General features: G+C 67.9%; 16 protein-coding genes and 1 pseudogene. 12 read left to right on the top strand and 5 right to left on the bottom strand.

Features of this window, described 5'->3' with window-relative positions; genetic code table 11:
* Positions 1 to 28: 28 nt before the first annotated feature.
* From C1I89_RS05745 to C1I89_RS05730, 4 genes and pseudogenes are all read right to left on the bottom strand, one after another.
* A pseudogene (locus C1I89_RS05745) lies at positions 29 to 697 on the bottom strand (C4-dicarboxylate ABC transporter); the annotation flags it as partial.
* A gap of 131 nt (positions 698 to 828) precedes the next feature.
* Entirely contained in the window at positions 829 to 1833 is a 1005-nt protein-coding gene (locus tag C1I89_RS05740) for a TAXI family TRAP transporter solute-binding subunit (RefSeq protein ID WP_102771760.1), read from the bottom strand.
* Positions 1834 to 1961: 128 nt separating this feature from the next.
* The gene (locus tag C1I89_RS05735; protein WP_102771759.1) at positions 1962 to 3299 is read right to left on the bottom strand and encodes an aspartate aminotransferase family protein; all 1338 of its coding nucleotides are present in this window, start codon (positions 3297 to 3299) and stop codon (positions 1962 to 1964) included.
* A 46-nt stretch (positions 3300 to 3345) separates the two neighbouring features.
* Positions 3346 to 4278, bottom strand: coding sequence for a MurR/RpiR family transcriptional regulator (locus tag C1I89_RS05730; protein WP_102771758.1), 933 nt, complete (start codon positions 4276 to 4278; stop codon positions 3346 to 3348).
* A gap of 260 nt (positions 4279 to 4538) precedes the next feature.
* Between C1I89_RS05730 and C1I89_RS05725 the strand changes: the two genes are divergently transcribed.
* From C1I89_RS05725 to C1I89_RS05700, 6 genes are all read left to right on the top strand, one after another.
* Positions 4539 to 5087, top strand: coding sequence for a MarR family winged helix-turn-helix transcriptional regulator (locus C1I89_RS05725; protein WP_102771757.1), 549 nt, complete (start codon positions 4539 to 4541; stop codon positions 5085 to 5087).
* Positions 5084 to 5644: a diaminobutyrate acetyltransferase gene (gene ectA / locus C1I89_RS05720; protein WP_102771756.1), complete on the top strand. Its 561-nt coding sequence runs from the start codon at positions 5084 to 5086 to the stop codon at positions 5642 to 5644. The genes C1I89_RS05725 and ectA overlap by 4 nt, the downstream gene beginning before the upstream one ends.
* Before the next feature lie 122 nt (positions 5645 to 5766).
* Entirely contained in the window at positions 5767 to 7074 is a 1308-nt protein-coding gene (ectB, locus tag C1I89_RS05715; protein ID WP_102771755.1) for a diaminobutyrate--2-oxoglutarate transaminase, read from the top strand.
* Positions 7071 to 7478 (top strand): ectoine synthase, encoded by a 408-nt coding sequence (locus tag C1I89_RS05710; RefSeq protein ID WP_102771754.1) that lies wholly within the window; start codon positions 7071 to 7073, stop codon positions 7476 to 7478. The genes ectB and C1I89_RS05710 overlap by 4 nt, the downstream gene beginning before the upstream one ends.
* 15 nt (positions 7479 to 7493) lie before the next feature.
* Positions 7494 to 8420, top strand: coding sequence for an ectoine hydroxylase (thpD, locus tag C1I89_RS05705; RefSeq protein WP_102771753.1), 927 nt, complete (start codon positions 7494 to 7496; stop codon positions 8418 to 8420).
* A 102-nt stretch (positions 8421 to 8522) separates the two neighbouring features.
* Positions 8523 to 9392, top strand: coding sequence for an MOSC domain-containing protein (locus tag C1I89_RS05700; protein ID WP_102771752.1), 870 nt, complete (start codon positions 8523 to 8525; stop codon positions 9390 to 9392).
* A 16-nt stretch (positions 9393 to 9408) separates the two neighbouring features.
* On the opposite strand, the gene sugE is transcribed toward C1I89_RS05700, so the two are convergent.
* On the bottom strand, positions 9409 to 9726 hold the full coding sequence (sugE, locus tag C1I89_RS05695; protein ID WP_102771751.1) for a quaternary ammonium compound efflux SMR transporter SugE: 318 nt from the start codon (positions 9724 to 9726) through the stop codon (positions 9409 to 9411).
* 188 nt (positions 9727 to 9914) lie between these two features.
* On the opposite strand from sugE, the gene panD reads away from it, so the two are divergent.
* From panD to C1I89_RS05665, 6 genes are all read left to right on the top strand, one after another.
* A complete protein-coding gene (panD, locus tag C1I89_RS05690; protein ID WP_043541431.1) occupies positions 9915 to 10283 on the top strand; it encodes an aspartate 1-decarboxylase in 369 nt (122 codons plus the stop codon).
* Positions 10284 to 10347: 64 nt separating this feature from the next.
* Entirely contained in the window at positions 10348 to 11394 is a 1047-nt protein-coding gene (locus tag C1I89_RS05685) for a CDP-6-deoxy-delta-3,4-glucoseen reductase (protein WP_102771750.1), read from the top strand.
* Positions 11395 to 11575: 181 nt separating this feature from the next.
* A complete protein-coding gene (locus tag C1I89_RS05680) occupies positions 11576 to 12832 on the top strand; it encodes a D-amino acid dehydrogenase (RefSeq protein ID WP_102771749.1) in 1257 nt (418 codons plus the stop codon).
* Between the two features lie 4 nt (positions 12833 to 12836).
* Positions 12837 to 14177, top strand: a complete 1341-nt coding sequence (locus tag C1I89_RS05675) for an extracellular solute-binding protein (protein ID WP_102771748.1) — start codon at positions 12837 to 12839, stop codon at positions 14175 to 14177.
* A 195-nt stretch (positions 14178 to 14372) separates the two neighbouring features.
* The gene (locus C1I89_RS05670) at positions 14373 to 15173 is read left to right on the top strand and encodes a TcpQ domain-containing protein (protein ID WP_102771747.1); all 801 of its coding nucleotides are present in this window, start codon (positions 14373 to 14375) and stop codon (positions 15171 to 15173) included.
* Positions 15170 to 16747 (top strand): hypothetical protein, encoded by a 1578-nt coding sequence (locus tag C1I89_RS05665; RefSeq protein WP_102771883.1) that lies wholly within the window; start codon positions 15170 to 15172, stop codon positions 16745 to 16747. Before C1I89_RS05670 ends, C1I89_RS05665 begins: the two co-directional genes overlap by 4 nt.
* The last annotated feature ends 1 nt before the right edge of the window (position 16748 follow it).

The following is a 16748-nucleotide window of genomic DNA, read 5'->3' as shown; positions in this document are numbered from 1 at the left end:
TCTTCGCGGTTTGTGTTAACAGGCCCTAGTTGCCGGCGCCGCACTTGTCCAGCAGCGAGCCCAGCAGCACGAAGATGAAGATGTACGACACCGACACGCCCAGCGCCACGCCGTACACGCCTTCGGTGGTGAGCCACATGTGCGACATCAGGCGTTCCAGCGAGGCGCCGCGGTGCGCCAGCACGTCGGGCAGCCAGGGGCCGGCCAGCGCGTAGGCCACGAACACCAGGCCCAGCACCGTCATGGGCAGGCCCAGTGCGCGCCGCGTCACTTCCAGCAGCAGCGCCAGGCCGATGGCGGCCGTGGCCACGTCCATGGTGGTGGGCTGGCCGGGGCGGCCGGCGAGCTCGTTATAGAAGATGTACAGATAGGCGCCGCAGAAGCCGGCCATCAGCGCCAGCGCCCAGTCGTACCAGGGCATGCGGTCGCGCGCCGAGCGTTTGCTGGCGGGATAGGCGAGGTAGCCCAGGAACATGGCCACGCCCAGATGCAGGGCGCGCGCCTCGGTGTCGTTGAAAATGCCCCAGTTCAGCGCGAACGGCAGCGGCGAGGCATACCAGAGCTGGAAGACGGACCAGATCAGCGCGCCGGCAGCCAGCGTGGCGCCCGCGATGCCGCCGGCATTGCGGCCTCCGCGGTCGGCGTCGGCGACCAGTTGATCCAGGTCCGGGGCCGGCGTGTGCGGCTCTTTTGTCATGAAATTCCCCTACGTTTCAGGACGCGCGCCGGCAAGCAGCGCGCGCGTGGCCCCTGCGCCCGTCGGGGCGCGAGGGCGCCAGCCGGCGGGCCGCGCATGGCGGCTCCGGCTGGCCGGTCGGTCCCGCGGCCTTAGAACAGGCCCTTTTCCTTGAAGTACTTCTCGGCGCCCGGATGCAGCGGCGCCGACAGCCCGTTCTTCACCATGTCGGCGGCCTTCAGGTTGGCGAAGGCCGGGTGCAGCTTCTTGAAGTCGTCGAAGTTGTCGAACACGGCCTTGACCACGGTGTACACAGTGGCCTCGGGCACGTCGGCCGAGGTGACGAACGTGGCCGTGACGCCGTAGGTCTTGGTCTCTTCGGGGTTGTTGGGATAGAGCCCGGCCGGAATCGTGGCGTGGGCGTAGTAGGGATATTTTTCGACCAGCTTGTCCACCGCGGGGCCGGTCAGCGAAACCAGCTTGGCGCCGCAGCTGGTGGTGGGGTCCTGGATGTTGGCCGAGGGGTGGCCGACGCCATAGAAAAAGCCGTCGATCTTGCCGTCGCACAGCGCCGAGCCGTGTTCGTCGGGGCGCAGTTCGGAGGCCAGCGAGAAGTCCTTCAGCGTCCAGCCCATGGTGGCCAGCAACTCTTCCATCGAGGCCCGCGTGCCCGACCCGGGATTGCCGACGTTGAAGCGCTTGCCCTTCAGGTCCTCGAAGCGCTTGATGTTGGCTTCTTTGCGCGTGACCACGGTGAACGGCTCGGGATGGATGGAGAACACCGAGCGCAGCTTGGTGTAGGGACCGGCCTGCTTGAACTGGCCCTCGCCCTTGTAGGCGTTGAAGCCGACGTCGGACTGCACCACGCCCAGGTCCAGCTCGCCGGCCTTGATGGTGTTGGCGTTGAAGACCGAGCCGCCGGTCGATTCGACCGAACAGCGGATGCCGTGGGTGGCGCGGTCCTTGTTGACCAGGCGGCAGATGGCGCCGCCAGCGGCGTAGTAGACGCCGGTGACGCCGCCGGTGCCGATGCTGACGAACTTCTGCTGGGCGGCGGCGGGCGCCGGCGCCGCCGACAGCAAAGCCGTGGCCAGGCCCGACGCGGCGAGCGTCCAGGCGGTGCGTTGGCCCAAGGTGTGTTTGACGGACGTGGTCATGCAAACTCCTTTTGGGGTTTTTCCCCGTGAGATTGCCGGTCTTTGCCGGCGGTCGGCGTTGCCCGTGAGCCGCGCAACGCCCTGTGCTTATCTACACGTGCCCCTTGCGGGGGCGGACGCAGGCGCGTTCAGCGCGCCTGCGCGATGGCGGCGTCGATGGCGCCGGCCAGGCGTTCGGTCAGCTGGTCGAGTTCGTCGTCGGTGATGATGAAGGGCGGGGCCAGCAGCACGTGGTCGCCGTGGCGGCCGTCGATGGTGCCGCCCATCGGGTAGACCATCAGCCCGCGCGCCATGGCTTCGCGCTTGATGCGCGCATGCAGCGCCAGCGCCGGATCGAAGGTCTGCTTGCTGGCGCGGTCCTGCACCAGTTCGACGCCCATGAAAAGGCCGCGGCCCCGGATGTCGCCGACGTGCGGGTGCGCGCCCAGCGCCTGTTCGAGGCGGGCGCGCAGACCGGCGCCCTGCGCCTGCACGCGCGCCAGCAGGCCGTCGCGCCGGATGGTTTCCTGCACCGCCAGCGAGGCGGCGCAGGCCACCGCGTGGCCCAGATAGGTGTGGCCGTGCTGGAAAAAGCCGCTGCCCTGCTGCATGGCGTCGACGATGCGCTGCTGCGCCATGACCGCGCCGATGGGCTGGTAGCCGCCGCCCAGGCCCTTGGCGATGGTGATCAGGTCGGGCGTCACGCCTTCCTGCTCCACCGCGTACAGCGTGCCGGTGCGGCCCATGCCGCACATCACCTCGTCGGCGATCAGCAGCACGCCGTGGCGGTCGCATACCTCGCGCACGCGGCGGAAGTAGCCGGGCACGGCCGTCACCGCGCCGGCGGTGGCGCCGACCACGGGCTCGGCCACGAACGCCATCACGCTGCCCGGGCCCAGCCGCTCGAAAGCCTGTTCAAGCTCGGCGGCCAGGCGTTCGCCGTACTGTTCGGCGCTTTCGCCTTCGCGCTGGTCGCGGTAGGCGTAGCAGGGCGAGACGTGCTCCACCTCGATCAGCAGCGGCGCGAATTGCGCGCGGCGCCAGGCGTTGCCGCCCACGGCCAGCGCGCCCAGCGTGTTGCCGTGGTAGCTCTGGCGCCGCGCCACGATGTGGCGGCGCTCGGGCTGGCCGATTTCCACGAAATACTGGCGCGCCATCTTCAGCGCGGCCTCGACCGCCTCCGAGCCGCCCGACACGAAATAGGCGTGCGAGATGCCGGCCGGCGCGTCGGCCACCAGCCGGTCGGCCAGGCGCTCGGCCACTTCGGTGGTGAAGAAGCTGGTGTGCGCATAGGCCAGCGCGTCGATCTGCGCGTGCATGGCGGCCTGGATGTCGGGGTGGTTGTGGCCCAGGCAGGAAACGGCGGCGCCGCCCGATCCGTCGAGATAGGCGTGGCCGGCGCTGTCATAGACCCAGACGCCCTGGCCGCGTACGGCGACCGGCGGCGTCTGGCGCAGGGAACGATGCAGGACATGGGTTTGGTTCATGGGGCGATTCCGCAATACAGGGGTTGAAGGCGCATCCAGCGGGAGGTCAGGCCGGACGGCGGGGCGGGCCGCCGTTCCAGTAGATGTTGTCGTTGAGCAGGCGTTGTTCCACTTCGGTCAGGCGGCTCAGCACCGCGTCGCCGCCGCGCGCGGTCAGGCGCGCGATCAGGTGCTCGGCCAGGCCCAGCAGGCCGGAGGTGGTGTGGAAGAAAGAACCGGGGCCCTGGCGCGCGGGGCGGGCCTGCACGCCGGCGCGGTCGGGCGGGGCGAAGCGCAGCGTATGGCGCGCCTCCACGGCCAGCGGCGACAGCGGGTCGTCGGTCAGCGCGATCAGCGCCACGCCGCGCTGCGCCGTCTGGCGCGCCAGCTGCACGGTGGCGGTGGGATAGGGCGCCTGGGAAATCACGATCAGCGCGTCGCCGGGGCCGAGATTGTCGGCCTGTTCGGCGGGCGCGCCGCCCAGCCCGTCGATCAGCACGCTGTTGCGGCGCACGAGCTGATACGCATAACGCATCTGGAAGGCGATGCCGAAGGCCGAGCGCGTGCCCAGGAAGCCGACCTGGCCGGCTTCCAGCAGCGTCTGCACCGCGGCGTCGAAGGCGGCCGGAGGATTCAGCGCGCACACCGAGCCCACGGCCTGGATCTGGTATTCGGTCAGTACGTCGTGCCCGCCCGGCGCGGGCTCGCCGGCGGCGGCCTGCAAGGCGGCGGCGCGCTCGCGCAGCCCGGGCTGGTTGGCCGCGGCCAGCGCCCGCTGGAAGGGCTGGCGGAACACCTCATAGCTGTCGAACCCCAGCGCGCGCGCCAGCCGCAGCATGGTGGCGGGGGCCACGCCCAGGGCCTGGGCCTGGCGCCGCATCGACCACATGCCCACTTCGGCCGGATGCGCCGCGACCCAGCGCGCCGCCCGTTGCAGCTCGGGCGGGAGGTGCTCCAGTTTTTCCTGGAGGGTGGAGAGCAGGTCCGAGGGCAGCGACATGACAGGTAACGAATCGGAAAAAACACATGATAAATCTCTGCTCAATAAAAAAACGTATGTTTCTCTAGGGGTTTCCGCCTAGCCCGCCGAGGGACAGCCGGGCTTGCCCCGCCCGGTGCGCAAGTCCCGCAATCCTGCTGCGATCCGCCGCAAATTCGTATTCATTTAATTACATCGTGCCGGGGTATTTTTGTTTGACTCGAATAGATCGTGCGCATATCATTCGTATAGAAATGAATTTTCACTCAGCCCCTCTTTCCATGACTGACGCAGCGAAATCCGATCCCTCACAGCAGTACGACCTGCGCATTTTGCGGGCCTTGCGCCGCATCACGCGTTCGATTGCGCTGCATTCGCGCCAGCTTTCCGCCGTCAGTCACATCACTGCGCCGCAGCTCATGTGCCTGCGCACCGTGATCGGCAACGGCCCCATGACGGCCACCGCCATCAGTCGCGAGATGCACGTCAGCCCCAGCACGGTGGTGGGCATTCTCGACCGCCTGGAAGACAAGGGCCTGATCCGCCGCGAACGCGGCCGCGAAGATCGCCGCATCGTGTTCGTCACGGCCACCCAGGCCGGCCGCGAACTGGCGCAGGGCGCGCCTTCGCCGCTGCAGAAACACCTGGCCGACGCGCTCAACGCGTTGCCGGAACTGGAACAGGCCACCATCACGCTGTCCCTGGAGCGCATCGTGGCGCTCATGGAGCAGGATGGCCAGGCCGCCGTCGACACGCATGGCGATGTGTCGTCGCCCATCCTTGAAGTGCCTACGGGCGGGGCACCCCCAGAATCGGGAATCGTCGCATGAAGAAAAACGAACTGGATCACACTACCCTCTCAAGTGCCGTGGCGCCGGCGGTCAGCGAGCAGACTCACACCATGCGTCTGCCCGACCGCAAAGACGGCGCCGCCATCCACCGCCTCATTGCCGAGTGCCCGCCACTCGATCTGAATTCCCTCTATGCGTATCTGCTCCTGGCCGAGCATTTCCGCGACACCTGCGTCCTGGCCGAAAGCTCCGGCGGACGTATCGACGGTTTTATCTCCGCTTACGTGATCCCGACCCGGCCCGACGTCCTGTTCGTCTGGCAGGTCGCGGTGCACACCCGCGCACGCGGCCATCGGTTGGGCCGCGCCATGCTACGCGAGCTCTTGCGGCGCAAGGGTCTCGAGCATGTCCGCTATCTCGAAACCACGGTGGGGCCTGACAACCAGGCATCGCGTCGCAGTTTCGCCGGCCTGGCCGGCGAACTCGGTGCCCACGTCTCCGAACAGCCGTTCTTCGACCGGCAGCTGTTCGGCGGCGCGGACCACGACGACGAGATGTTGTTGAGGATAGGTCCGTTCGCCTTGCCGGCGCCCTAGCGGGCGGCGCAAGCCCAGCGGGCTTATCGACTACCGGGATGGTTGGCCGATCCGGGCGCGAATACGCCCCCGGAGGGCGCTGGCCGTCTGTCAACTTATGAGATGAAGGGAGGATTAATCATATGGACTTGAAAATCTTTGACCGGATGGAGTCGGAGGTGCGGGGCTACATCCGGTCGTTCCCCGTGATCTTCAATCAGGCCAGGGGTTCGACGCTGATCGATGAGGAAGGCACCGAGTACATCGACTTCTTCAGTGGCGCCGGCACCCTGAACTACGGCCACAACAATCCTGTTCTCAAGGAAAAGCTGCTGGAGTATGTGCAGTCGGACGGCGTCGTCCACGGCCTGGACATGGCCACCAGCGCGAAGAAGCGTTTCCTGGAGACGGTGGATCGCGTGCTGCTCAAGCCGCGCAACTGGCGCTACACCTTGCAGTTCACCGGTCCCACCGGCACCAACGCGGTCGAGGCCGCGCTGAAGATCGCGCGCCAGGTCAAGGGCCGCTCCAACGTCATCTCGTTCACGCACGGCTTTCACGGCGTGAGCGGCGGCTCGCTGGCGGTCACCGCCAACATGAAGTTCCGTGAAGCCTCCGGCTACGCGCTGGGCAATACCTCGTTCATGCCCTACGACGGATACTTCGGTCCGGACGTGGACACCATGGCCTACCTGGAGCGCATGCTCGAGGACCCCAGCAGCGGCATGGACAAGCCGGCCGCCGTCATCGTGGAAACGGTGCAGGGCGAAGGCGGCGTCAACGTCGCCACGCTGCGCTGGCTGAAGGAACTGGAAAAGCTGTGCCAGCGCCACGACATGCTGCTCATCGTGGACGACATCCAGGTCGGCTGCGGCCGCACCGGCACGTTCTTCAGCTTCGAGGCCGCGGGCATCCGCCCCGACATCATCACCCTGTCGAAGTCGCTGTCCGGCTTCGGCCTGCCGATGTCGCTGGTGCTGATGAAGCCCGAGCTGGACGTCTGGAAACCGGGCGCCCATAGCGGCACCTTCCGCGGCAACAACCTGGCCTTCGTCACCGCGACGCAGGCGCTGGAGACCTACTGGACCAACAGCGCCTTCGCCGCCGAGATCCAGCGCAAGGAACGTCAGGTCCGCGACTGGCTGGAGAACCTGGTGCACAGCTATCCCAACGCCGGCCTGTCGGTGCGCGGCCGCGGCCTGATCCAGGGGCTGGTGTGCAACGCCACGCCCGCGCTGGCCAACCGCATCGCGCAGAACGCCTTCAAGAAGGGCGTCGTGATCGAGACCTCGGGGGCGCAGGACGAAGTGCTCAAGCTGCTGCCCGCGCTCACGATCGAGGAAGAGCTGCTCGGCAAGGGCCTGGAAGTCATCGAGGCCAGCGTCGCCGAAGCGCTCGCCGAAGAAGGGCAGTCCGCCCGCATTCTGAAATTTGGAGGAAAACGTCAATGATCGTACGCAATGTCAAAGATGTGATCGGCACCGCCGACGAAGTCCGCACCGACACCTGGGTCAGCCGCCGCGTGCTGCTGAAGAAGGACGGGATGGGGTTTTCCTTCCATGAAACCACCATCTTCCCGGGCGGGCGCACCCACATTCACTACAAGAACCATCTTGAAGCGGTGTGGTGCATCGAGGGTGACGGCTCCATCGAAACCATTGCCGACGGCAAGAAGTACGACCTGGGCCCCGGCGTGGTCTACGCCCTGAACGAACACGACGAGCACTGGCTGTGCGGCGGCAAGGAGCCGCTGCGCGTCATCTGCGTCTTCAATCCGCCGCTGACCGGCCAGGAAGTGCATGACAAGGAAGGCGTCTACGCACTGCCCGAGGCCGAGGCCCAGGCCGCGGCCTGATACAAGGAGGTTTGCATGATCTCACCTGCACAGGATCCGTACGCCTCGCGTACGGATCGAAGTTCCGCCATCATCGCCCGCCAGGACCCGGTGGTCTACGAGAACGGCCAGTACGCCAACGCCCTCGACGCCGAGCAGATCGGCGCTTACGAGCGCGACGGCTTCCTGCTGCTGGAAAACCTGTTCTCCGACGACGAGGTCCGGGCGCTGTCGTCCGAGGTCGAGCGCATGACGCGCGATCCCTCGATCATCCGCCGCGAAGAGTCCATCACCGAGCCGGGCAGCAACGCGGTGCGCTCCATCTTCATGGTGCACGTGCTCAACCCCGTGCTGGCGCGCCTGATGCGCGATCCGCGGCTGGTCAACGTGGCGCGCCAGATCCTCGGCTCCGAGGTCTACATCCACCAGTCCCGCGCCAACATGAAGCCGGGCTTCAAGGGCAAGGAGTTCTATTGGCACTCCGACTTTGAAACCTGGCACGTCGAAGACGGCATGCCGGCCATGCGCGCGCTGAGCTGCTCGGTGCTGCTGACCGACAACAACGAGTGCAACGGCCCGCTGATGCTGGTGCCGGGCTCGCACCGCCAGTTCATCTCGTGCGTGGGCGAGACGCCCAACGAGCACTACAAGCAGTCGCTGAAGAAACAGGAATACGGCGTGCCGGACCCGGTCAGCCTGCAGCTGCTGGTGGAGCAGGGCGGCATCCGCACCATGACGGCCAAGGCCGGCTCGGTGGTGTTCTTCGACTGCAACACGATGCACGGCTCGAACAGCAACATCTCGCCGTGGCCGCGCGCCAACGTGTTCACCGTCTACAACAGCATGGAGAACACCTTGAATCCGCCCAAGTACGGGCTCACGCCGCGTCCCGAGCACATCGCGACGCGCAAGGCGTTCAAGGCGGTCACTCCGCTGGACACCCTGAAACTGGTCGGCGGCTGAGCCGCCGCCACGCAATAGCCCGGGCCCGTCCCGGGCTATTGTTTTTGGCGCGCCGCTTTTTGCTATTCTGGCGCATTCCGCCACCCAGGAATCCGGTACGCCATGTCCGCCCGCATCCTCAGCCTGCACATCTACCCGCTCAAATCCTGCGCGGGCATCGATCTGAACGAATCCCCCATCGACCGCGCCGGCCTGGCGTGGGACCGCCGCTGGATGCTGATCGGCGCGGACGGCTTCATGACCCAGCGCCAGTGGCCGGCCATGGCCCTGATCCGCCCGGCGCTCACGGCCGGCGCGTTGCGCCTGTCCGCGCCCGGTATGCCGGACCTGGACGTGCCGCTGGACGGTTCGGGCCTGGCGTCCGAGGTGGAACAGGTCGGCGTCTGGAAGGACACGATCGCGGCCCGCCGCGAAAGCGAGGAGGCCGCGCGCTGGTTCTCCGAATTCCTCGATACGCCTTGCCGCCTGTACAAGGTCGACACGGCCGCCAGCCGGCCGGCCAAGCTGGATTGGGTGGGGCGCTGGCTCGAGGCCCATCCCGAACTGGCCGGCAGCTTCGCAGGCGATCACTATTTCGGCTTTGCCGACGGCTTTCCGCTGCTGGTGGCCAACCAGGCCTCGCTGGACGACCTCAACGCCCGCCTGCAGGCCAAGGGCGCGGCCGCGGTGCCGATGGACCGCTTCCGGCCCAATATCGTCGTGCAGGGGGAATGGGAGGCCTACGAGGAAGACCATACCGCCATGATCGAGGCGGCCGGCGTGAAGATGGCGTTCGTCAAGCCCTGCACGCGCTGCTCCATTCCCGACATCGACCAGCGTACCGCCCAGCGCAACGAAGAGCCGGGCCGCACGCTGTCGGCCTACCGCAATCTGGAACTGGGCGTGGTGTTCGGCCAGAACGCCATCGTCGACGCGCCCGCGGGGGCGCGCCTGAAAGTGGGCGACGGCGTGGAGATCGAACTGGATTTCTGAGCCGCCGCGCCGGGCCTCAGGCCGAGGACAGCTTCAGCCCCACCAGGCCCAGCACGATGAAGATCACGCTGGCGATGCGCATCCAGCTGGTGGATTCGCCGAACAGCACGATGCCGGCCACGAAGGCGCCTATCGTGCCGATGCCCACCCAAACGGCGTAGGCGGTGCCCAGCGGCAGCGTCTTCATGGCCACGGCCAGCAGCCAGAAGCTGATGATCATGCCGCCTACGGTAAGCAGCGACGGCCACAGACGGGTGAACCCGTGGGTGTACTTCAGGCCCACGGCCCAGACGATTTCAAAAAGGCCTGCAAGCACCAGGATGATCCAGGTCATGTACGACTCCGATTGCAGGGGCCGTCCCCGGAAGAAGGGCGCGCCGGCCCTGTGCGGCCGCACGCGGCAGCGGGCCGTCCCGCTGCGGCAAAAATTATAGAATACCGGCTTGCAGCGGCAAAACCGGATGCCGGGCATCACTCTTGCAACACCTCGCGTTCCGGGCGCGAAACCAGGATATTTCCATCATGCAACGCATCATGCTGCGGGCAAAGCTGCACCGCGTCACCGTCACTGAAGCCGACCTTCACTACGAAGGCTCGTGCGGCATCGACGAAGACCTGCTGGACGCTGCCGGCATGCGCGAGTTCGAACGCATCGAACTCTATAACGTCACCAACGGCGAACGCTTCGACACCTACATCATCAAGGCGGCCCGCGGCAGCGGCGCCATCTCGCTGAACGGCGCGGCCGCGCGCCGCGCCCAGGTCGGCGACCTGCTGATCATCTGCACCTACGGCCCGATGTCCGAGGCCGATTCGGCCGTGCACAAGCCGCAGGTCGTGCTGGTGGACGACGCCAACCGCGTCAAGGAAATCCGCAAGTTCCCGGCCTGACGCCGGGCCGCCCGCGGCGCCCGCCCCGAGGGGCGGCGCCGCGCCAACCCTGAACCGTTTCATCATGAGCTTCCAGGTCATCATCCAACCCAGCCAGCATCAATTTCCGGTCGAGCCCGGCCAGACCGTGCTCGACGCCGCCCTGGCCGCCGGCATCGTCCTGCCCTACAGCTGCCGCAACGGCGCCTGCTCCACCTGCAAGGGCCGCGTGGTTTCCGGGGAGTTCGATGCCGGTCAGTATCCGGCGCAGATCCTCTCGCCCGAGGAACTGGCCAACGGCTACACGCTGTTCTGCCAGGCCCGGCCCGCCTCCGACATGGTGGTCGAGTCCACCGAGGTCCGGCTGGCCAGCGACATCCAGATCCGCAAGCTGCCCTCGCGCGTGCAGGCGCTGGAGCGCGTGGCGCCGGACGTCACGGTGATCAGGCTGCAGCTGCCGGCCTCGGAACAGTTCCGCTATTACGCCGGGCAGTACATCGAGGTCATCCTCAAGGACGGCCGCCGCCGCAGCTATTCCATGGCCGGCGCGCCGCACACCGGCAGCCCGCTGGAGCTGCACATCCGCCACATGCCCGGCGGCGTCTTCACCGACCACGTGTTCGGCGCGGGCGAAACCCAGATGAAAGAGCGCGAGATCCTGCGCCTGGAGGGGCCGTTCGGCTCCTTCTTCCTGCGCGAAGACAGCGACAAGCCTGTCGTGCTGCTGGCCAGCGGCACCGGGTTCGCTCCGGTCAAGGCCATCGTCGAGCACATGATCCACGAGAACATCCGCCGCCCGGTGGCGCTGTACTGGGGCGGACGCCGTCCGCGCGACCTGTACATGCACGAGCTGGCGCAATCGTGGGCGGCGCAGCTGCCCGACTTCCGTTACGTGCCGGTTGTCTCCAACGCGCTGCAGGAAGACGAGTGGGGCGGGCGCACCGGCTTTGTCCACGAAGCCGTCATGCACGACATCCCCGACCTGTCGGGCCACCAGGTGTACGCCTGCGGCACGCCGCTGATGGTGGACGCGGCCCGGCGCGAGTTCAGCGCCCAGAACGGACTGCCGCCGGAGGAGTTCTACGCCGACGCCTTCACGTCCGAAGCCGACCTGGCGAAAGCCGCTTCCTGAGTAACAGGGCATTAATGGAAAGGGGCGGAACGCACAGGCCTGGAATGGTTTGTGACTTCCGCCCCTTTTTATTCCGTAGGCGAGGGCAAAACAGCAAGGTAAACTGCCGTGGCAGCAGCTTGCCAGGGATTGCGGACATCGGGTCCGCGGGCCGAGCTGGCACGCAAGGAGCAATGCGGGCATGAAAGTAGCGGTATTGGGTGGCGGCATCATCGGAATCTCCAGCGCCTGGTGGCTGAACCAGGCCGGCCATGATGTCGTGGTCATCGACCGCTGCACCGGGCCCGCCCAGGAAACCAGCCTGGCCAACGGCGCGCAGATCTCGGTCTCGTACGCCGAACCCTGGGCCAATCCGCAGGCGCCGCTCAAGCTGCTCAAATGGATGTTCCAGGACAACGCGCCGCTGCTGTTCCGCCCGCAGCTCGACTGGCGGCAATGGATGTGGGGCCTGGCGTTCCTGCGCGAATGCCTGCCCGGACGCCTGGCGCCCAACATCCGCGCCATGGTCCGCATGGCCGAATACAGCCGCGCCACGCTGCGCGCCATGCGCGCCGAACTCGGCATTCAGTACGACCACCTCGAACGCGGCATCCTGAATTTCTACCGCGACCAGCACGAATTCGAAAGCTCTCAGCGCGCCGCCGGCCTGATGCGCGACTTCGGCGTGGAGCGCCGCGTCATCTCGGCCGACGAGGTCATCGCCATCGAGCCGGCCCTGGCGCCGCACCGCCAGACCATCGTCGGCGGCGACTACACGCCCGAGGACGAAAGCGGCGACGTGCACCTGTTCACCGTGGCCCTGGCCGAACGCTGCGCGCGCGCCGGCGTCGAGTTCCGCTACAGCACCCGCGCGACGCGCCTGCTGACCACCGGCGGCACCGCCCAGGGCGTCGAGATCATCGGCCCCGACGGCCGCTACGGCACCCTGGCGGCCGACGCCTACGTCGTGGCCATGGGCAGCTTCAGCCCGTCTTTGCTGCGCCCGCTGGGCATCCCCTGCAACGTCTACCCGGCCAAGGGCTATTCGGCCACCTTCCCGGTGATCAAGCCCGAAGCCGCGCCCATGGTCAGCCTGACCGACAGCAGCCACAAAGTCGTTTTCTCGCGCCTGGGCGACCGCCTGCGCATGGCGGGCACCGCCGAACTGTCGGGCTATTCGCGCGGCCTGAACACCGGCCGCTGCGAAGCCATGACGCGGCTGGCGCGCGAACTGTTTCCCGACGCGCTCGATTTCGAGCGCGTCAGCTACTGGTCGGGCCTGCGCCCGTCCACTCCCTCGAACGTGCCCATCATAGGCCGCAGCCGTATCCCCAACCTGTATATCAATACGGGGCACGGTACGCTCGGCTGGACGATGGGCGTTGGCTCGGGCCGGGCTCTGGCCGACCTGCTCAGCGGGCGGCGGCCGGAACCGGAATTCCCTTTTCTTGGTCTGTGAACCTATGAAGAATCTGCAACTGGCGGGCATTGCCCGCGCGATGTTCGCCAACCGGCGCGCATGGGTGTTCGGCGCCGCCATGGCGATGGCCGGAGCGGCAAACGCCGCGGCGGTGGAAATACAGGTCTGGCACACCCTGACCGACGCAAACAAGGCCGAGTTCGAAAAACTCGCCAAGCAATACAACAAAGAGCAGGATGAGGTCCGTGTCACGCTGCGCGGCTTCGCCTCGCCCGCCGCGCTGCAGCAGGAAGCCGTGGCCGCGGTCAAGGCCAAGAAGGGCCCGAACCTGCTGCAGCTGACCGACAACCACTCGCCCGAAGTCGTGGCCGAGCACAAGGCCGTGCTGCCGCTGTACGAACTGCTGGCCAAGTATCCGATCAAGGACCTCAACTGGTTCGTGCCGGCCACCAGCAGCTTCACCCGCGACAGCAAGGGCCGCCTGCTGGCCTTCCCCTGGATGGCCGAAGTGCCGGTGATGTTCTACAACACCGCCGCCTACAAGAAGGCCGGGCTGGACCCCAACAAGCCGGCCCGCACCTGGACCACGCTGCAGGGCGAACTGCTCAAGCTGCGCGACGTGGCCAATTTCGACTGTCCCTATGCCACCAGCGAACAGGTCACGGTCCACCTGGAGAACCTGGCCCCGGTCAACAACCAGCCGTTCACCAGCAACAACAACGGCCTGGGCGCCGTCAGCAAGAAGGCCGCCGCGCCGGCCATGCAGTTCGACACGCTCTACATGCGCCACATCTCGCTGATGGTGAGCTGGAAGCGTTCGCTGCTGTTCGTGGCGCACTCCGGCGACAATGCCAGCGACAAGCTGTTCGCCAAGGGCGAATGCGCGGTGCTGACCTCCAACAGCGGCGCCTTCGGCCAGTTCGTCAACACCAAGTCGCTGTCCTTCGGTGTGGCGCCGCTGCCCTACTACGACCAGGTCACCAAGGACGGCGGCAAGCCGTTCGTGAGCGGCTCGGCGCTGTGGGCGCTCGACGGCCATCCCAAGGCCGAGGAAAAAGCCACCGCCCAGTTCCTGGCCTGGCTGTCCAAGCCCGTGATCGCGGCGCAGTGGCACCAGCGCACCGGCTATCTGCCGCTGACCGAAGCCGCCTTCCGCGCATCCGACGTCTCGTTCTACGAGCGCATCCCCGGCGTGCAGTCGCTGATCGCCTCCATGAGTAGCCAGCCCACCACCAACAGCCGCGGTTTCCGCATGGCCAACTACGAACGCATCGAGCCGGTTTTCAACACCCAGCTCAATGAAGCCTTCGAAGGCAAGGTGCCGCCGGTCGCGGCCCTGAACAACGCCGCCAACCAGGCGCGCAGCATCGCCGCGCAACGCTGACCGCGTTTACGCGCAGCCAGCCCGGCCAGTCGTACTGGCCGGGCTTTTTTATGCGCCCGCGCGCCGCTTGATCCTTCCGGGACCGGCGCGACCATTCCATCCCTGCGTACATGCCAGTCTGGCGGCGCATGGACCGCTCATCCACCATGCCGTCATGCGCACGCTTCCGATGCGCGCTAACGCTGGCGGACTGGCATGGTTCGATTCTTCCGACTCTTTCTCATCGCGGCGGGCCTGTCCTGCCTGGCGGCCTGCACAAGGCCCGCGCGGGACGCGGCTGTCTCGTCCTGGTTGGCGGCGCGGCCGGCCGAACAAGGCTTTCGCTTTGATTGGCAATTGTCCGGCGACCCGGCGGTGGCGCCCATGCAGGTGTTCGACGACGGCCGCGAAACCTGGCTGCACTTCGCGCCCGGCCAGCCGCTGCCGGCGATCTTCGGCGTCGGCCTCGACGGCGAACGCGCGCTGCCATATTCCCGGCGCGACCCCTATGTAGTGCTGAACGGCGCCTGGACCAGCCTGTCGTTCCGTGGCGGGCGGCTGGCGGCGCGGGCGCAGCGCGCCCAGGCCATGCCCGCGCCGCTCGCGCAACCCGTCGAAACCGCGCCCGTGAGCGCCGCGCCTGAAGCTGCGCTCGCCAGCGCACAGCCCATGGACACGGTCGGCGCCGGGGCCAAGCCGCAACAGCCGCAGGAGCCGGCCGTACGCTACCGCGCCGGCCCACCCGACGCCACGCTGCGCGCCGTGCTGGCGCGCTGGGCCGGCAGCGCCGGATGGATCTTCCAGCCGCAGCACTGGGCGGTGGACGTGGACATTCCGCTGTCGGCCACGGCCGAATTCTCGGGCGACTTCAAATCCGCCGTGCGCCAGCTGCTGGGCGCCACCGAACTCGCCGAGAAACCGCTGCAGCCCTGCTTCTACGGCAACAAGGTGCTGCGCGTCGTGCCGCTGGCGCAGTCTTGCACGCGCACGGCGGCGCCGGGCGGGGCCGCGGCATGAGGCGCGCCTGGCCAACGGTTCTGCTGCTGGCGGCGCTGGGCGGCTGCGCGATATCGCAGCGCGCCCTGGACCAGGGGCAGGCGGCCGGCGCGCGCCAGGCCGGCGTCGCCGCCCGCCAGCAGGCATTCGCCGACGGCCTGTCGGACCCGGCGGCGCGCCTGGCCGCGCAGGAGGTCGCCGCGCCGTGGCTGGCCGGCAAGCCCCAGCCCCTGGCGCGCGAAGTATCGCTGCCGCCGGCCCTGCGCGAAAACGTGCGCACCACGCTGATGCTGGCCGACGACGCCGACCTGCCCGCCGTGGCGCAGCGCCTGACCGCCGCGACCGGCATCGCGGTGCGGGTGCAGCCCGACGCCTTGCTGCCGCTCGCGCTGTTCCTGCCGCGCCTGGCCGCCAACGGCGCGCTGGCGGTGGCCGCGCCCGCCCGCCTCGAAGTGCGCGCGGGCGGGCAGGCGCTGGCCGACCTGCTCGATGCGCTGGCCGCGCGCTATTCCGTGCACTGGCGCTACGCGCGCAACGCGCTGGAGTTCTATCGCACCGAGAGCCGCGTCTTCGACGTGCGCGCGCTGTCGCTGGCCAGCAAGGTCGACATCCGCCTGGGACGCGCCGGCCGCGCCGAAGGCGAGGGCTTCGCCAGCGCGTCCAACACCACGCTGTCGGCCGGCGAGCACGACGCGCTGGCCATTCTGCGCGCCAACATCCTGCCGCTGTTGACCCGCTCGGGCGTGGTGGCCGAGGCCGTGGAGGGCGCCACCACCATCGTCGTCACCGACACGCCCGAAGCGCTGGAGCGCGTCGCCCGCTACCTGGAGCGCGAGAACAAGGCCTTGACGCGCCGGGTCCGCCTGCTGTTCGAGGAAATCACCGTCACCGCCAACGATACGGCGGCCGGCGGCATCGACTGGAATGCCGTCTATGCCGCGGCCGGCGCCAGCTTGCGCCTGGCGCTGCCGGGCGGCGGCGACGGCGCGCTGACGGCAAGCTCGGGCAGGGGGCCGTTCCAGGGATCGCAGGCCATCGTCTCCGCGCTCAGCGCCGTCGGCGCCGTCGTGCGGCACACCAAGGTCCCGGTGCTGACCCTGAACCGCCGGCCCGTCACCCATGCGGTCAGGACCACTTTCTCCTACATAGACCGGGTGCAGAGCACCGCGGTTTCCGGCCCCGCGTCGGGCGGCGGCGCCAGCACGCTGCCGGCCGTCTCCATCAGCCAGAAGGAAGAAACGGTAGGCTCGTTCCTGACGCTGCTGCCCGACATCCAGGAGGACGGCCAGATCCTGCTGTCGCTGGCCTACGACAACGCGGTCGCGCAGCCCCTGAAGACCGTCAGCTTCGGCGAGCGCGGCAACCAGGTCCAGGTGCAGCAGATCACCGTGGACGGCAACGGCACCGTGCAGCAGATCGAACTGCGCCCGGGCCAGCCCATCATCGTGTCCGGCTTCGACCGCAGCCAGGACGAACACGAGCGCCGCCGGCTCGCGCCCGGCGCGCCGCTGCTGGCCGGCGGCCAGGACAGCGCCGCGTCGGCGCGCACCACCACGCTGGTGCTGGTGACGGCCCAGGTGGAAGAGGGCTACTAGG

The organism is Achromobacter pulmonis (assembly GCF_002885955.2).
GTDB lineage: Bacteria > Pseudomonadota > Gammaproteobacteria > Burkholderiales > Burkholderiaceae_B > Achromobacter > Achromobacter pulmonis_A.
The sequence above is the reverse complement of the archived record's forward strand: the minus strand, read 5'-3'. Positions and strand labels throughout refer to the sequence as shown.

What these genes read in the sequence shown, in the direction of transcription:
- C1I89_RS05740 (WP_102771760.1), bottom strand. Translation starts at nt 1,833, where the DNA reads ATGACCACGTCCGTCAAACACACCTTGGGCCAACGCACCGCCTGGACG.
- C1I89_RS05735 (WP_102771759.1), bottom strand. Translation starts at nt 3,299, where the DNA reads ATGAACCAAACCCATGTCCTGCATCGTTCCCTGCGCCAGACGCCGCCG.
- C1I89_RS05730 (WP_102771758.1), bottom strand. Translation starts at nt 4,278, where the DNA reads ATGTCGCTGCCCTCGGACCTGCTCTCCACCCTCCAGGAAAAACTGGAG.
- C1I89_RS05725 (WP_102771757.1), top strand. Translation starts at nt 4,539, where the DNA reads ATGACTGACGCAGCGAAATCCGATCCCTCACAGCAGTACGACCTGCGC.
- ectA (WP_102771756.1), top strand. Translation starts at nt 5,084, where the DNA reads ATGAAGAAAAACGAACTGGATCACACTACCCTCTCAAGTGCCGTGGCG.
- ectB (WP_102771755.1), top strand. Translation starts at nt 5,767, where the DNA reads ATGGACTTGAAAATCTTTGACCGGATGGAGTCGGAGGTGCGGGGCTAC.
- C1I89_RS05710 (WP_102771754.1), top strand. Translation starts at nt 7,071, where the DNA reads ATGATCGTACGCAATGTCAAAGATGTGATCGGCACCGCCGACGAAGTC.
- thpD (WP_102771753.1), top strand. Translation starts at nt 7,494, where the DNA reads ATGATCTCACCTGCACAGGATCCGTACGCCTCGCGTACGGATCGAAGT.
- C1I89_RS05700 (WP_102771752.1), top strand. Translation starts at nt 8,523, where the DNA reads ATGTCCGCCCGCATCCTCAGCCTGCACATCTACCCGCTCAAATCCTGC.
- sugE (WP_102771751.1), bottom strand. Translation starts at nt 9,726, where the DNA reads ATGACCTGGATCATCCTGGTGCTTGCAGGCCTTTTTGAAATCGTCTGG.
- panD (WP_043541431.1), top strand. Translation starts at nt 9,915, where the DNA reads ATGCAACGCATCATGCTGCGGGCAAAGCTGCACCGCGTCACCGTCACT.
- C1I89_RS05685 (WP_102771750.1), top strand. Translation starts at nt 10,348, where the DNA reads ATGAGCTTCCAGGTCATCATCCAACCCAGCCAGCATCAATTTCCGGTC.
- C1I89_RS05680 (WP_102771749.1), top strand. Translation starts at nt 11,576, where the DNA reads ATGAAAGTAGCGGTATTGGGTGGCGGCATCATCGGAATCTCCAGCGCC.
- C1I89_RS05675 (WP_102771748.1), top strand. Translation starts at nt 12,837, where the DNA reads ATGAAGAATCTGCAACTGGCGGGCATTGCCCGCGCGATGTTCGCCAAC.
- C1I89_RS05670 (WP_102771747.1), top strand. Translation starts at nt 14,373, where the DNA reads ATGGTTCGATTCTTCCGACTCTTTCTCATCGCGGCGGGCCTGTCCTGC.
- C1I89_RS05665 (WP_102771883.1), top strand. Translation starts at nt 15,170, where the DNA reads ATGAGGCGCGCCTGGCCAACGGTTCTGCTGCTGGCGGCGCTGGGCGGC.